Origin of the sequence: Methylobacterium gnaphalii, assembly GCF_007992215.1 — a bacterium.
GTDB classification, from domain to species: domain Bacteria; phylum Pseudomonadota; class Alphaproteobacteria; order Rhizobiales; family Beijerinckiaceae; genus Methylobacterium; species Methylobacterium gnaphalii.
Genome location: NZ_BJZV01000001.1, coordinates 90628 through 104240, shown reverse-complemented (window position 1 = coordinate 104240; position 13613 = coordinate 90628). Strand labels below are relative to the sequence as shown.

Genomic DNA, 13613 nt, shown 5'->3' with positions numbered 1-13613 from the left:
CCCGTCGTGGTTTTCGGGTTCCGCTGCGCGGCCCCGGAGTGACGGCAGTGGGTCTGCCACCGGCCTGACGGTGCCAAGCCAGGAGTTCCCATGAGCTCGACCTTGAAGATCGTGGTCACCGGCGCCGAGGGCCGGATGGGGCGAATGCTGATCCGCGCGGTCGCCGAGGCGGAGCACTGCGTCCTGTCCGGCGCGGTCGAACGCGAGGGCTCGCATGTGGTCGGCCACGATGCGGGGACGCTGGCCGGTCTCAGCCCGCTCGGTGTCGAGGTCAGCGACGATCCGCTGCCGGTCTTCGCCGAAGCCGATGCCGTGCTCGACTTCACCGTCCCGAAGGCGACGGTGGCCTTCGCCGAACTCGCGGCCCAGGCCCGCATCGTCCACGTCGTCGGCACCACCGGCCTGTCGGGCGACGACCTCGAAAAGCTCAAGGCGGCCTCCTACCATGCCCGCATTGTGCGCTCCGGCAACATGTCGCTCGGCGTGAACCTGCTGGCCTCCCTCGTGCGCAAGGTCGCTGCGACGCTCGGCGAGGAATTCGACATCGAGGTGCTGGAGATGCACCATCGCATGAAGGTCGATGCCCCCTCCGGCACTGCGCTTCTCCTCGGCGAGGCCGCCGCCGAGGGCCGGAAGGTCGAGCTCGCGAAAGCCAGCGTCGCGAGCCGCGAGGGCCATACCGGCGCGCGCCGCCCCGGCGATATCGGCTTTGCGACGTTGCGCGGCGGCAGCGTCGTCGGTGACCACAGCGTGATCTTCGCCGGCCCGTCCGAGCGCATCACGCTGAGCCACCACGCCGAGGATCGCGCCATCTTCGCCCGCGGCGCCCTGCGCGCGGCGAGATGGGCCTTCGACAAGTCGCCCGGCCTTTATGGCATGGACGACGTGCTTGGGCTCTGACCCCAATTAAGATGGACCAAAGTCGCAACCTATCGGCCCCTCCAACGCTTGGGACGGCGTTCGGCCTCTGCTAGGAGCCGGCCGTCACGCCGCGTTCAGGCGCGCGACGCTACCTGCCGAGACCACCACCCCTGCGCGGAGTCCCCCGTCTATGGAGCGCCTGCTCGTCCTCGCTCGCCACGGCCAGAGCGAGTGGAACCTCAAGAACCTGTTCACCGGCTGGCGCGACCCCGGCCTGACCGAAAAGGGCGTCGAGGAAGCCCGCATTGCCGGCCGCTGGCTCAAGGAGCAGGGCTACGAGTTCGACCTGGCCTACACGTCCAATCTCGGCCGCGCCCAGCGCACCTGTGCTCTGATGCTCGAAGAGATGGGGCAGACCGGCATCGAAACGATCCGCACCGAAGCCCTGAACGAGCGCGATTACGGCGACCTCTCCGGCCTCAACAAGGACGATGCCCGGCAGCGCTGGGGCAATGAGCAGGTTCGGCTGTGGCGCCGGTCCTATGACGTGCCACCGCCCGGCGGTGAGAGCCTCAAGGACACCGTCGCCCGCGTCCTGCCCTTCTACATCCAGGCCATCCTGCCGAAGGTGCTGGCCGGCAAGCGCGTCCTCGTGGCCGCGCACGGCAATTCCCTGCGGGCCCTCGTGATGGTGCTCGACGGCATGACGACGCAGACCATCGCCGGCCTGGAGATCGCGACCGGCGTTCCACTGGTCTACCACCTCAAGGCCGACGCGACCGTCGAGGCCAAGACCAGCCTCGACAAGGACATCGACTGACCGGGGCACCTCCCATCGAACTGGCACCGGGGCTGATCCACTATCCGGGTTGGCTCGACGCGCACGCGCGGGTCCGTCTCGGTGCCGCGCTGACGGCCGTCTGCGAGGCCGCGCCGCCCTACACCCCGCGCATGCCGCGCACCGGCAAGCCGTTCTCGGTACGCATGACGAATTGCGGGCAGCTCGGCTGGGTCTCCGACCGGGACGGTTACCGCTACCAGCCTCATCATCCCGAGACGGGAACACCCTGGCCGGCGATCCCCGAGACGGCGCTCGCGGCCTGGAACGCACTCGGCGGATACCCCGCGCCGCCCGAGGCCTGCCTGGTGAACCTCTACGAGGCGAGTGCCCGCATGGGCCTGCACCAGGACCGGGACGAGGACGACCTCGCCGCACCCGTGGTCTCCCTGTCGCTCGGTGCGACCGCGCTGTTTCGCTACGGCGGCCTGAAGCGCGGCGATCCGACCCGCTCGATCCGCCTCGCCAGTGGCGACGCCCTCGTGATGGGCGGCCCATCGCGGCTGATCCACCACGGCGTCGACCGCCTGATCGCCGAGCCGCCGCAGCTGTTTGCCGAGGATCACGGGTGCGAGGGCGACCGGCTCGACGCGATCCTGCGGCGCTTCCTGCCTGCCGGCGGCCGCTGCAACCTCACGCTGCGCCGCGTGTCTCGGCCTCCCGGCCCGGCCACCGCTTGACAGCAATGGCATGCGGGCGGACCCATCGCGGGTGAGCGCCCGCCCGTGCGGGCTTTCCGGAGACACGATCCCGATGCCGTTGCGTCCCGCCCTCAGCCGTCTGGCCGTCCTAGGCCTGCTTGTCGCCGGCCTGTCCTGCCCGCCCCTCGACACGGCGGGCGCGCGCGCCGACACGCCGGTCTTTCCGTCGAGCTCGCGCTTCGGCTTCCAGCCCCCCTCCGACATGGCGCCCTCGCGGCGCTTCATGGGCTTCGAGCGCCTGGAGGGCGGCGCCATGGTCTCGGTGGTCGAGCTGCCGGGCGGCGCCTACGGGGAGATCGAGAAGAGCTTCACCGACGAGAATCTCAAGAGCCAGGGCTTCGTGGTGGAATCGCGCGAGGCGGTCAAAGTGAGCGGCGGCCTGGAAGGCGTGCTGCTGGCCGGCGGCCAGTCACCGCCGCCAGCCCCGGCCGCCGATGGCGCCAACGGCACCGCGCCGGCCATGCCCGACCTGCCGACCGTTCGGAAATGGCTGCTCCTCGTGAACGGCCCGGACGTCACCGGCCTCGTCGTCGCGCAGATGACGCCGGGTGCGGAAACCGACGAGACCATGAAGGGCATGCTGCTCGGCGTGACCCTGCGGCCGCCGCTGACTCTCGATCAGCAGGTCGATGCCCTGCCCTTCCGCATCAACGATCTCGCCGGGTTCCGGCCGATCCGGGCGCTCGCCGGCAACTCGCTGCTGATGACCCGTGGCCCGAAGGATCAGCCGGTCAATCTGGAGCAGCCGATCCTGGTCCTGGCCCAGGCCGTTCAGCAGCCGCCGACGGCCGAGCAGCGGGAGGCTTTCGCCCGCGCGGCGCTCTACTCGAACCAGACCATGAAGGACTTCGTGATCGAGCGCTCGCAGAGCTACCGCCAGAATGGCGTCGACTGGCACGAGATCGTGGCCCGCGCCAACGATGTCCCCACCGGCCAGGCCGTGGTGATCACCCAGACGATCCGCTTCGCCCCCGACGGCTACCTGCGCTCGCTCGGCGTGGTGCGCGCGGACCAGCGCGACGAGACGCTGGCCCTGTTCCGGCAGGTGGTGGACAGCGTGCAGCTGCGCTGAGCTTGGCCGTCCTCACACCCGCCGCCAAAGCCTCCCTGCGACGGGAGGAGAGCCATCAGGCCTTGGTCTGCGTCACCGCCAGCTCGGGCTTATTGTTCAACGTCTGGAACACGACGCAGTAGCGCTCGGTGAGCTTGAGAAGCTGGTCGAGCTTGTCCTGGGGCGCGTCGGTGTCGAGGGCGAAGGTGAGACGGATGGCGCGGAAGCCGACCGGCGCCGTCTTGTCGACACCGAGCGTGCCGCGGAAGTCGAGATCACCCTCGGCGCTCACCGTGCCGGCGCGCAGTGGGATTTCGAGGGCGGTGGCCACGGCCTTCACCGTCACGCCGGCGCAGGCGACGAGGGCTTCGAGCAGCATGTCGCCGGAGCACAGCTCCAGGCCCGAGCCGCCGGTGGCCGGATGCAGGCCTGCCACCGCCAGCGCGCGGCCGGTCTCGACCTTGCAGGCGATGGAGGTGTCGTCGAGGGTGCCCTTGGCCTTGAGCGTGATCACCGCCGAATCCGGCGTCTCGCGATACTTGTTCTTGAGCGGGGCCTGCATCTCGCGCAGCGCATTGGCATCCATTCGGCACTCTCCTCGATCGGGCAATCGGGAGCGAGGTAGCCGGGCGCGCCCGGCGGCACAACTGCACCCGGCTCGAATCGCTACTCGCCTCCACGCTCAACCGGGCGGTGCGGAACGCCCGGGGCAACGCCATATCAACCGATCGACTGCCCCTCGGAAAAGACGAAGCTTCTCCCGGCGCACAGGAAGAGGCCGTGGGACGGCCTGGGACAGGCGGGACAACCGTCCCACGGGTGGAACATTTTCCGTTAAAACGAACCGCCGCCCGCGAAAGCCTCCACGACTTTCGGCCGCGTCTCGATCGGGCGCAGGGAGCGGTCGAGCGCCGCGAGGATGTTGCGGGTCGCAGCCTCGCTGCCCGGTGAGGTCGGGTCACGGGGACGCGCCATCGGCAGCGCCAGGGCCTCGTCGAGGCGGCCGGGCTTGGGGCGCATCACCACGGCGCGGTCGGCCAGCGTCACCGCCTCGCCGACGTCGTGGGTGACGATGAGCACCGTCGGACGCACCTCCTCCCAGAGGGCAAGCAAGTGCCTGTGCAGATCCTTGCGGGTGAAGGCGTCGAGCGCCGAGAACGGCTCGTCGAGGAGCAGCACGCGCGGGCTCGCCACGAAGGCGCGCGCGATCGAGACGCGCTGCTGCTGGCCGCCGGAGAGCTCGCGCGGCCAGCGGTGGCCGTGCTCGGAGAGCCCAACCCTGTCGAGTGCGTGGGCGACGCGCTCCTGCCGCTCCCGCCGCGGCCGGTCGGCGAGGCCGAAGCCGACATTGTCGGCGACGCTGAGCCAGGGCAGCAGCCGCGGCTCCTGGAACACCAGCCCGACCCCGGGATGCGGCCCGGCGATGGCCTCGCCGTCGAGGGTGATCCGGCCCATGCTCGGCGTGTCGAGCCCGGCGATGAGGCGCAGCAACGTGGTTTTGCCGCAGCCTGAACCGCCGATCAGCGCAACGATCTCGCCCGCCTCGACCTGCAGGTCGATCCGGTCGAGGGCGTGCGTGCCGTCGGCATAGGTCTTGGAGAGGGTATCGAGGCTGAGCATGGCCGTGCCCCGATAGCATGGCTCGCGCCCGCCGCGCAGGGGATTCCCGGCTGCCGTGTCTCCGGCGGGCCATAGGGGCGGCGCCTGCCCGGTGCTACAGGGCAGCGTCTCTCTGCCGGATTCGGGCCGTGACCGTGATTCTTCGAGGCCTCCTGCTGTCGGCTTTCCTCGCCGGCTCCGCCTCCGCCGCGGACCTGCGCGAGCAAGGCGCGAGGACCGGCCGCTTCCTCGCGACCTGCGAGGACCTCGGCCAGTTCTGCTTCGCCGATGGCTGCGGCGGCAACCAGATCGACGCCGCACTGAACTGCCGGGCTGCCTGCCCGAGCGCGGCGATCCTCAGCGTCGTCCCCGCCGCCTGCCTGCTGCCGCTGCGGGACGGGGGCGTGCGGGTGAGGCTGCGGGCGAAGGGGTAAGGCGCCTGGAGCCGTCCACACTCCTCAGGCTGAGGTTGGTGGTGGCAGGCCGCTTGCCCAACAGGCTCTCAGAGCGTCTCCCGCGCCGTGTCCTGCCAGCGTACCAGCGGGCCTGTGAGAGCAACGAGCAGCGAGTCCGCGAGCTTGCCGACGACGGCGAAGGCGATGATCGCGGCGACGATCTGGTCGGGCTTGCCGAATTGCTGGCCGTCCACCAGCAGGTAGCCGAGCCCCTCCGAGGCCCCCATCAGTTCGGCGGCGACGACGAACAGGAAGCCGAGGCCGAGGCCCGTGCGCAGGGCCGTCAGCGTCGCCGGCAGCACGGCCGGGAGCAGAATGCGGCGGGCGAGCGCCGCCTGCGACAGGCGGAAGATGCGGCCCACCTCGACGAGCTTGCGGTCGACCGAGGCGATGGCGCCAGCGACGCCGACATAGACCGGGAAGAACACGCCGACCGCGATGAGAGCAACCTTCGGCGTTTCAAGGATGCCGAACCACAGAATGAAGAGCGGCACCCAGGCGAGCGAGGGCACGGCGCGCAGGGCCTGAAGTGTCGGATCGATCAACCAGCGCAGCCAGGGCAATGTCGCTGTTGCCGTGCCGGCGAGGATGCCGGCGCCCGCGCCAAAGGCGAAGCCGAGGCCGACACGGATCAGCGTCGCCTCGACATGCGTCCAAAGATCGCCCGAGGCAGCGAGTTCCCAGAGAGTTGCGGCGATCCGGCTCGGCGGCGGGATCAGCCGGCCCTGTACGAGACCGCGGCCGACGGCAAGTTCCCAGCCCACAGCCAGGACGAGCGGCACAGCAAGACCGAGCAACCAGCGCAGCGCGGCTCCGCTGCCGCCGCCCGAGGCCTGGTTTGTGTTCGCCGTCGAGGGCGCCTCGGGTGCGAGCAGCGCGGCGGAGATGTTTCCCTCGGCAGCCAAGGCTCGAACCCAAGAACTCGTGGAAATGTTAGGGAGCCGGCGTCGGGTTGAACTGCGTGTCGATCAGCCCGTCGACGGCAGCGGCGACGTCGGTGGTCGCCGGTATCACGCCAGCCTGCTGCAAGGCTATACCGGCCGCACGGATGGCATCGGCTTGGGTGGGGCCGACGGCCGGCTTGGTGAGGTCGGTGCGCTCGAGCTGACGGGCAATCACCGGATCGGGCAGCTTGGTGGCGCTGACGAGGGCGGCCTTGAGGGCCTCCGGATTGGCACGGGAATAGGCGCGGGCCTGCTCGTAGGCGGCAATCACGGTCTTCACGAGATCCGGATGCTCCTTGGCGAAGGCCTCGCGCACGTCGAGCACGCCCCAGGTGTTGGCGGCCGGGTCACGGAAGAACAGCACGTCGTCGTTCTCGATCTCGGCGGCGGCCATCATCGGGTCGAGCCCGGCCCAGGCGTCGACGTCGCCGCGATCGAGCGCCGTGCGGCCGTCGGGATGCTGCAGGAGGACGAGCTTGGCATCCTTCTCGGTCAAGCCAGCGCCCTGCAGCGCGCGGATCAGGAAGATGTGGGGATCGGTGCCGCGGGTGACCGCAACCCGCTTGCCCTTGAGGTCGGCGACGCTGGCGATGCCGGTGTCCTTGCGGGTCACGAGCGCGGTCCATTCCGGCTGCGAATAGGCGTAGACCACCTTGATCGGGTTGCCATTGATCCGCGCCAGCAATGCAGCGGCACCTGCGGAGGAGCCGAAGTCGATCGCCCCCCCGTTCAGGAATTCCAGCGCCTTGTTGGAGCCGAGCGACTGCACCCAGCGCACCTTGATGCCCTTGTCCTTGAGCGCCTCCTCCAGGAAGCCCTTGTCCTTGAGGACGAGGCTGACCGGATTGTAGGTCGCCCAGTCGAGCCGGATCTCCTTCACGTCGGCGGCCTGAGGCGCGGTCGTCAGACCGAGCAGGGCGAGGGCGCCGGTGAGGGCCGAGAGAACGGTGCGACGGGCGAGCATGAAGGGCTCCGAAGGATCGAGAACGGCGTGGCCGCGGCGGAATTTTCGACCGCTAAGTCAAGGGCGTTCGCCTCGTCAAACGAAAATCCGCGAAAGAGAACAAAGCTCTTCAACTTTCCGCCTTGGTAGACGAAATACTCCGTCTCCCGGCGCCGCTGTCGCGCGGCCCGGAACATGCTAACGGGAGCAGCATGTTTGACGCTGCGGCCGCCCTCGACAAGGTCCTGGAATCACTCGACCGGGACGCGCGCGAGCCGACCCGGCTTCGCGCAGCCCTGGTTCCCGAACTGCGCACTATCATTGATGCCGGGCACAAGGATGCCGAGCGCCAGCTCCTCAAGGATCGCAACGGCGTCGCTTGCGCCCAGCGCATCTCGCGGCTGACCGACCTGGTCGTGAAGGCCATTTTCGATGCGGTGGTCTGGCGGCTCTATCCGAACGACAACCCGTCGACCGGCGAGCAGCTCGCGATCGTCGCCACCGGCGGCTACGGCAGGGGCACGATGGCGCCCGGCTCGGACATCGATCTGCTGTTCCTCCTGCCCTACAAGCAGACGGCCTGGTCCGAGAGCGTCGTCGAGGCGATGCTCTACGTGCTTTGGGACCTCAAGCTGAAGGTCGGCCACGCCACCCGCTCCGTGGAGGAGTGCCTGCGCGAGGGTCGCGCGGATATGACGATCCGCACCGCCCTTCTCGAAGCGCGCTTCCTGTTCGGCTCGCGCATGCTGTTCGAGCAGCTGGTCACGCGCTTCGACAGCGAGCTGGTGGTAGGCACCGCCGCCGAGTTCGTTGATGCGAAGCTGCGCGAACGCGACGGCCGCGTGGCCAAGGCGGGCTCGTCTCGCTACCTCGTCGAGCCCAACGTCAAGGACGGCAAGGGCGGCCTGCGCGACCTCAACACGTTGTTCTGGATCGCGAAATACACCTACCGGGTCCGCGACCAAGTGGAGCTGGTGAATGCCGGCTTGTTCACGGCCGAGGAATACAAGCTGTTCGAACGCTGCGACGAGTTCCTGTGGCGTGTCCGCTGTCACATGCACTTCGTCACCGGCCGCGCCGAGGAGCGCCTATCCTTCGGGCTCCAGCCTAAGATCGCCGAGCGCTTCGGCTTCGGAGGGCGGGGTGGCCTCTCGGGCGTCGAGCGCTTCATGAAGGCCTATTTCCTCGTCGCGAAGGAAGTCGGCGACCTCACGGCCATCGTCTGCTCGGAGCTGGAGGCGCGCCACGCCAAGCGCACGCCGGTCCTCGACCGCTGGATCGGACGTTTTCGCGATCGCTTTCGGGCGACGACGATGGAGGCCGAGGATTTCCTGATCGACAACGGCCGGGTCAATACGCGAAGCGAGGGCGCCTTCGAGCGCGACCCGATCAACCTGATCCGGCTATTCTGGCTTGCCGATCGCTACAACCTGCCGATCCACCCGGATGCCAAGCGCCTGGCCAGCCGCTCGCTGCGGCTGGTCTCCCAGGCTGTGCGCACCGATCCGGAGGCCAACCGGCTCTTCCTCGACATCCTGACCTCGGCCAACGCGCCGGAGACGATCCTCCGCGCGATGAACGAGGCGGGCGTGCTCGGCCGGTTCGTGCCGGATTTCCGGCGCATCGTCGCGATGATGCAGTTCAACATGTACCACCACTTCACGGTGGACGAGCATCTGCTGCGCACGCTGGGTGTGCTCTCGGCCATTGAGGCCGGGCGGCTGGAGGACGAGCACCCCCTCGCGACCCGCCTGATCGGCACGATCCAGAACCGCCGGGCGCTGTACGTCGCGGTGCTGCTGCACGACATCGCCAAAGGGCGGCCGGAGGATCACTCGATCGCCGGCGCGGCCATCGCCAGGAAGATCGGACCCCGTTTCGGCCTGACACAGGCCGAGACCAACACAGTAGCCTGGCTCGTCGAACACCACCTGCTGATGTCGATGGTCGCCCAGAGCCGCGATCTCTCGGACCCGAAAACCATCGAGAAGTTCGCCACCGTCGTGCAGAGTCTGGAGCGGTTGAAGCTGCTCCTGATCCTCACAGTCGCCGACATCAAGGCGGTGGGGCCGGGCACCTGGACGGCCTGGAAGGGCACGCTGCTGCGCACCCTCTACGACGAGACCGAGGTGCATCTCTCGGGCGGACACTCGGAGATCGCCCGCACAGACCGGGTCAAGATGATCCAGATTGCGTTGCGCGAGCGCCTCACCGACTGGGCCCCGGAGGAATTCGACGCCTATGCCCTGCGCCACAACCAGGCCTACTGGCTGAAGGTGGACGGCACGCGCCAGTTCAAAAATGCCGGCTTCATCAAGTCGGTCAACGAACAGGGGCGCACCTCGGCGACCGCCTACGAGACCGACGTGTTCCGCGGCGTCACCGAGCTGACGGTCTATTCGCCCGACCATCCGCGGCTGCTCGCGATTATCACCGGCGCCTGCGCGGCGGCCGGCGGTAACATCGTCGACGCGCAGATCTTCACCACCACCGACGGCTTCGCCCTCGACACGATCTTTATCTCCCGCGCCTTCGAGCGCGACGAGGACGAGCTGCGCCGCGCCAAGCGCATCGCAGCCGCGATCGAGAAGGCGCTCAAGGGCGAGATCAAGATCGCCGAGCTGGTGGCGGACAGGCACCCGAAGCAGCCGCCCAAGACCTTCCTGGTGCCGCCGGACATCTCCATCGATAACGCCCTGTCGAGCCGCGAGACGGTGATCGAGATCACCGGGCTGGACCGGCCCGGCCTGCTCTACGAGCTGACCACCGCGATCAACCGGCTCAATCTGAACATCGTCTCGGCGCATATCGCCACCTTCGGCGAGCGGGCAGTTGACGTGTTCTACGTGGTCGACCTCACCGGCACGCGCGTGGTGCAACCCGACCGGCTTGCCGCGATCCGCAACGCCGTGATGGAGGTGTTTGCCGGGGACGTGGCGGCGCTGAGGGCCGAAGGCCTCGATGCGCTGGTCGACTCGCCGCCGCCGCGCGAGGCCTGAGTGCCGCGAAACTTGATTTCATGGGGCCTGCGCCTGATATCAGCGCCGTTCCCAAAACGATAATGTCGACTGACGAACGGCGATGATGGCAGACCAGAACGAGTACGAGGATCAGCACAACGAGGCCGAGACTGCCTCGCAGCCCGCACCGGCCACGGTTGATGCCGAGACGCTGGCGACCGCCCTGCGCGAACGCGACGAGATGAAGGATCGCCTGCTGCGCACGCTGGCCGAGATGGAGAACCTACGCCGCCGCACCGAGCGCGAGGCAGCCGATGCCCGCACCTACGCCGTCACCAATTTCGCGCGCGATATTGTCGGCTCGGCCGACAACATCCGTCGCGCGTTGGAGAGCGTGCCCGCAGAGGCGCGTGAGCATGCTGATGGGGCACTCAAGGGGCTCATCGAAGGTATCGAGCTGACCGAGCGCGACCTCGCCAAGACGCTCGAGCGCCACGGCGTGAAGGTGGTCGAGCCCATGGGCCAGCGCTTCGACCCGAACCGCCACCAAGCGATGTTCGAGGTGCCGGATACGCAGGTCCCCAACGGTACGGTCGTCCAGGTCGTCCAGACCGGCTACGTCATCGGCGAACGCACGCTGCGCCCCGCCTTGGTCGGCGTTTCGAAGGGCGGCCCGAAACCGGAAGCCGCCAAGGACAAGCCGGTCGACGCCGCGTAAGGATCAAGCGCCCGTCACTGCAAGCGTAACGGAGCCACGACGGAGGCGGCTTGGTGCCGTCTCACAACGGCCAGCGGACCTTCGTCAGCGCTTCCGACTCTGCCCAGAGCCGGCGCGCATCGGCCTCGTCGCGCGCATGAGCGGCGATGACCGACGGTGCGGGCGCGCCCCTCATCTCCCCACGCCCGGCCGGGCCGTGATAGCTACCGCCGGCGGCTTCCGGCGCAGTCGCCGCGTAGAGCAGCGGCAGCGCTCCGCGCGCGGCGGACTGGCCGAGCAGGATCATCACGAGCTCCCCCATCAGCCGCTGCATCGGCCCGGCGGCTCCGCCGAACCGGACAATCGCGGTGCGCGTGATGCCGGGATGCGCCGCGACCGCGCGGATCTCCGAGCCGGAGGCGCGCAGCCGCCGATCGAGCTCGAGCCCGAACATCAGCATCGCGAGCTTCGACTGCCGGTAGGCGGTTCGTGCCGCGTAATCATGGAGTTGCAGATCGTCGAAATGGAGCGATCCGCGCTGGTGGGCGATGCTCGCGACGGGAACGATCCGCGAGCTCGACCCCGGCCGCATCATCGGCAGCAGCAGGCCGGCCAGGGCGAAATGGCCAAGATAGTTCGTGGCGAGCTGTAACTCGAAGCCATCCTCGCTCTCCTGCCGCTTGGGTAACCAGGCGATGCCGGCATTCAGCAGCAGAATATCGATCGGCCTCCCCTGCCCCCGCAGGCGCTCGGCGAAGGCTCGCACGGAGGACAGGCTCGCAGTGTCGAGACGAGCGATCTCCAGATCGGCGACCGGATGAACACGGCGGATCGCGGAGGCCGCGCGCTCTGCCTTGCCCTGATCCCGCGCCGCCAGCACGACTGTCGCCCCAGCCCCGGCCAGCGCCAGGGCGGCCTCGTAGCCGATCCCGCTGGTGGCACCCGTCACGATCGCGAGCCGACCGTGCTGGGACGGGATGTCGGCGCTGCTCCAGGCTTGCTTCGGCACTACCGCCCGCACTCGATGCCGAAGACGGCGCCGAGCACCGGAGCGGCGGCGGCGCCGAGACTCGCAGGAGCCGAAGCCGTGTTCGGCGGTGTCTCGGCAGCGTTGACGCCCGCCTGTGCCAGGAACGCCGCGATGGCACTGCCAGGGATGACGGCATAACTCGCCGGGGGCATCACACCGGCAATGAGCCGGGGCGCGGTGGGAACTTGCGCGACGAGGCCAACGAGGTGCCCGGATCGGTCGAGAACCGGCGCACCGCTCGCGCCGGGTTGGAGCGGCGCAACCACCCTGCCGCTGCCGGCCGTGCCGGGCGCCACCGTTGCCTGGCCCTTCCCACCTGCGGCGACAACGACGAGGGCTTCTCCGGATGATGGAGCCTCGGCGCGGATCGCGGCCAGCGGTGCGGCCGGTGCGTTGCGTGCCTCGGCCTCGAGCAGGGCGAGGCGGCCTGACGCGTCCCGCTTGGCTACCCGGGCTGGCGCGCCGCCGATGCGCGGAGCCGGGCAGCCATCAAGCGCTGCGACAGTGGTGAGGACACGCCCGTTGCCGAGGGCGAGGCCCGTCGCTGCGGCGTGCAAGGCGGAGCCGGGCATAGGCGGCGGAGTGAACGACGCGGCTGGGTTCGCGGCCGGCCGCACGCCGCCGGCATAGGGATTTGCGGTCGCCCCGGGCTTACTCTCCGGCGCCGGCGCAGCCTCGGGGAACGGCAGAAAGCTGTTGGCCACCGCGATCACGAGACGATCGAGCTCCGCGGTCAGCGCCTTGTCGTAGGCCATGGTAAAGCTGCGGATGCCCTGCGGGCCGGCCGCGTGCCGGATGTAGAATCGGCCCGTCGGCGTCTCACCCGTCACCACCAGGAAGTCTGGTTTCTTCAGCTTGTAGGTGACCTTCCGCTCGGGTGTGGCCGCCGTCGCCCGCTCGAACAAACCATCGAGATCGGTGGCACCGGCGGGGTAGGAAGTCGCGTCGAGCGTCACCCGGCCGTCGGCGCTCTGCCAGCGCGTGCCGCGCGGGAGCGAGCTCTTTTTCGCGAGCAGCTTTTCCGGCACGCCGATCACGGCGCCGCTCGCTGGGTCGGCCTGGACGGTGAAGCGGAGCGCCTTGCGCGCCGCGTCGCCCGCAGCGTCGAGGGCGGCGCGTTCCTTGGCATTGAGGACCCCGGTGGGTTCCAGGCCCTGGCGCTTCTGCCAGGCAACTATGCCTTCGTAGGTACGGCGTCCGAAGGTGCCGGCGGTCACTGCGTTGTAGTCGCCGGTCCAGACCAACGCGTCTTGGATCGCCCTGCGCAGGGGCTCGGGCAGCGCCTCGAAGGCAGTCTGCGAGGCAGCATAGGCCGGATCGGCCGCCGCTTGCGGCGGGGCCGGCGGCTTCGGCTTGACCAGAGGGGGCGCGGGTGGCCGCGCCGACGGCGGGAACGGTGAGGGAGCCTGCGCCTGCGCCGCGTGCGCCAGGGACAGGAGGCAACCGAGGGCGAACAGGCGAGCGAGTGGGATCATCATCTCCCCATGGTTGCCGATCGCGCCGGCCGAGTCGCGTATGCCAGCACACGGATCGC

The 13613-nt window shown here is 69.2% G+C and carries 13 protein-coding genes; 7 read left to right on the top strand and 6 right to left on the bottom strand.

Features of this window, described 5'->3' with window-relative positions:
- Positions 1–102 precede the first annotated feature (102 nt).
- The 4 genes from dapB to MGN01_RS00400 all read left to right on the top strand — a co-directional run bounded on the left by dapB (position 103) and on the right by MGN01_RS00400 (position 3472).
- Positions 103–900, top strand: a complete 798-nt coding sequence (gene dapB / locus MGN01_RS00415) for a 4-hydroxy-tetrahydrodipicolinate reductase (protein ID WP_147044869.1) — start codon at positions 103–105, stop codon at positions 898–900.
- A 151-nt stretch (positions 901–1051) separates the two neighbouring features.
- Positions 1052–1681, top strand: coding sequence for a 2,3-bisphosphoglycerate-dependent phosphoglycerate mutase (locus MGN01_RS00410; RefSeq protein ID WP_147044594.1), 630 nt, complete (start codon positions 1052–1054; stop codon positions 1679–1681).
- Complete coding sequence (locus MGN01_RS00405) at positions 1678–2379, top strand: alpha-ketoglutarate-dependent dioxygenase AlkB family protein (RefSeq protein WP_147044593.1); 702 nt, start codon at positions 1678–1680, stop codon at positions 2377–2379. Before MGN01_RS00410 ends, MGN01_RS00405 begins: the two co-directional genes overlap by 4 nt.
- A gap of 73 nt (positions 2380–2452) precedes the next feature.
- Positions 2453–3472 (top strand): hypothetical protein, encoded by a 1020-nt coding sequence (locus MGN01_RS00400; RefSeq protein WP_147044592.1) that lies wholly within the window; start codon positions 2453–2455, stop codon positions 3470–3472.
- 55 nt (positions 3473–3527) lie between these two features.
- Here the strand turns inward: MGN01_RS00400 and MGN01_RS00395 are convergent, their stop codons facing one another.
- Positions 3528–4037, bottom strand: a complete 510-nt coding sequence (locus MGN01_RS00395) for an OsmC family protein (protein ID WP_147044591.1) — start codon at positions 4035–4037, stop codon at positions 3528–3530.
- A gap of 248 nt (positions 4038–4285) precedes the next feature.
- On the bottom strand, positions 4286–5071 hold the full coding sequence (locus MGN01_RS00390) for an ABC transporter ATP-binding protein (RefSeq protein WP_147044590.1): 786 nt from the start codon (positions 5069–5071) through the stop codon (positions 4286–4288).
- 128 nt (positions 5072–5199) lie between these two features.
- Here MGN01_RS00390 and MGN01_RS00385 point away from each other — a divergent pair, with 128 nt between their 5' ends.
- Positions 5200–5484, top strand: coding sequence for a hypothetical protein (locus MGN01_RS00385; protein WP_147044589.1), 285 nt, complete (start codon positions 5200–5202; stop codon positions 5482–5484).
- Positions 5485–5552: 68 nt separating this feature from the next.
- On the opposite strand, the gene MGN01_RS00380 is transcribed toward MGN01_RS00385, so the two are convergent.
- Both MGN01_RS00380 and MGN01_RS00375 read right to left on the bottom strand, forming a co-directional pair.
- Positions 5553–6311, bottom strand: coding sequence for an ABC transporter permease (locus tag MGN01_RS00380; RefSeq protein WP_238257694.1), 759 nt, complete (start codon positions 6309–6311; stop codon positions 5553–5555).
- 127 nt (positions 6312–6438) lie between these two features.
- The gene (locus MGN01_RS00375) at positions 6439–7413 is read right to left on the bottom strand and encodes an aliphatic sulfonate ABC transporter substrate-binding protein (RefSeq protein ID WP_147044588.1); all 975 of its coding nucleotides are present in this window, start codon (positions 7411–7413) and stop codon (positions 6439–6441) included.
- Between the two features lie 191 nt (positions 7414–7604).
- Here MGN01_RS00375 and MGN01_RS00370 point away from each other — a divergent pair, with 191 nt between their 5' ends.
- Both MGN01_RS00370 and grpE read left to right on the top strand, forming a co-directional pair.
- Entirely contained in the window at positions 7605–10391 is a 2787-nt protein-coding gene (locus MGN01_RS00370; RefSeq protein WP_147044587.1) for a [protein-PII] uridylyltransferase, read from the top strand.
- Positions 10392–10476: 85 nt separating this feature from the next.
- Positions 10477–11070 carry a nucleotide exchange factor GrpE gene (grpE, locus tag MGN01_RS00365; protein ID WP_373319154.1) on the top strand — a complete coding sequence of 198 codons (594 nt, stop codon included), beginning with the start codon at positions 10477–10479 and terminating at the stop codon, positions 11068–11070.
- Positions 11071–11131: 61 nt separating this feature from the next.
- Here the strand turns inward: grpE and MGN01_RS00360 are convergent, their stop codons facing one another.
- Together MGN01_RS00360 and MGN01_RS00355 are read right to left on the bottom strand one after the other, a co-directional pair.
- Complete coding sequence (locus MGN01_RS00360; RefSeq protein WP_147044585.1) at positions 11132–12058, bottom strand: oxidoreductase; 927 nt, start codon at positions 12056–12058, stop codon at positions 11132–11134.
- Positions 12058–13557 carry a peptidoglycan-binding protein gene (locus tag MGN01_RS00355; protein WP_147044584.1) on the bottom strand — a complete coding sequence of 500 codons (1500 nt, stop codon included), beginning with the start codon at positions 13555–13557 and terminating at the stop codon, positions 12058–12060. The genes MGN01_RS00360 and MGN01_RS00355 overlap by 1 nt, the downstream gene beginning before the upstream one ends.
- Positions 13558–13613 lie beyond the last annotated feature (56 nt).

Bases quoted from the DNA above. Each gene is read 5' to 3' on its own strand.
- MGN01_RS00410 (WP_147044594.1), top strand. From the start codon at position 1,052: ATGGAGCGCCTGCTCGTCCTCGCTCGCCACGGCCAGAGCGAGTGGAAC.
- MGN01_RS00400 (WP_147044592.1), top strand. From the start codon at position 2,453: ATGCCGTTGCGTCCCGCCCTCAGCCGTCTGGCCGTCCTAGGCCTGCTT.
- MGN01_RS00395 (WP_147044591.1), bottom strand. From the start codon at position 4,037: ATGGATGCCAATGCGCTGCGCGAGATGCAGGCCCCGCTCAAGAACAAG.
- MGN01_RS00390 (WP_147044590.1), bottom strand. From the start codon at position 5,071: ATGCTCAGCCTCGATACCCTCTCCAAGACCTATGCCGACGGCACGCAC.
- MGN01_RS00375 (WP_147044588.1), bottom strand. From the start codon at position 7,413: ATGCTCGCCCGTCGCACCGTTCTCTCGGCCCTCACCGGCGCCCTCGCC.
- MGN01_RS00370 (WP_147044587.1), top strand. From the start codon at position 7,605: ATGTTTGACGCTGCGGCCGCCCTCGACAAGGTCCTGGAATCACTCGAC.
- grpE (WP_373319154.1), top strand. From the start codon at position 10,477: ATGGCAGACCAGAACGAGTACGAGGATCAGCACAACGAGGCCGAGACT.
- MGN01_RS00355 (WP_147044584.1), bottom strand. From the start codon at position 13,557: ATGATGATCCCACTCGCTCGCCTGTTCGCCCTCGGTTGCCTCCTGTCC.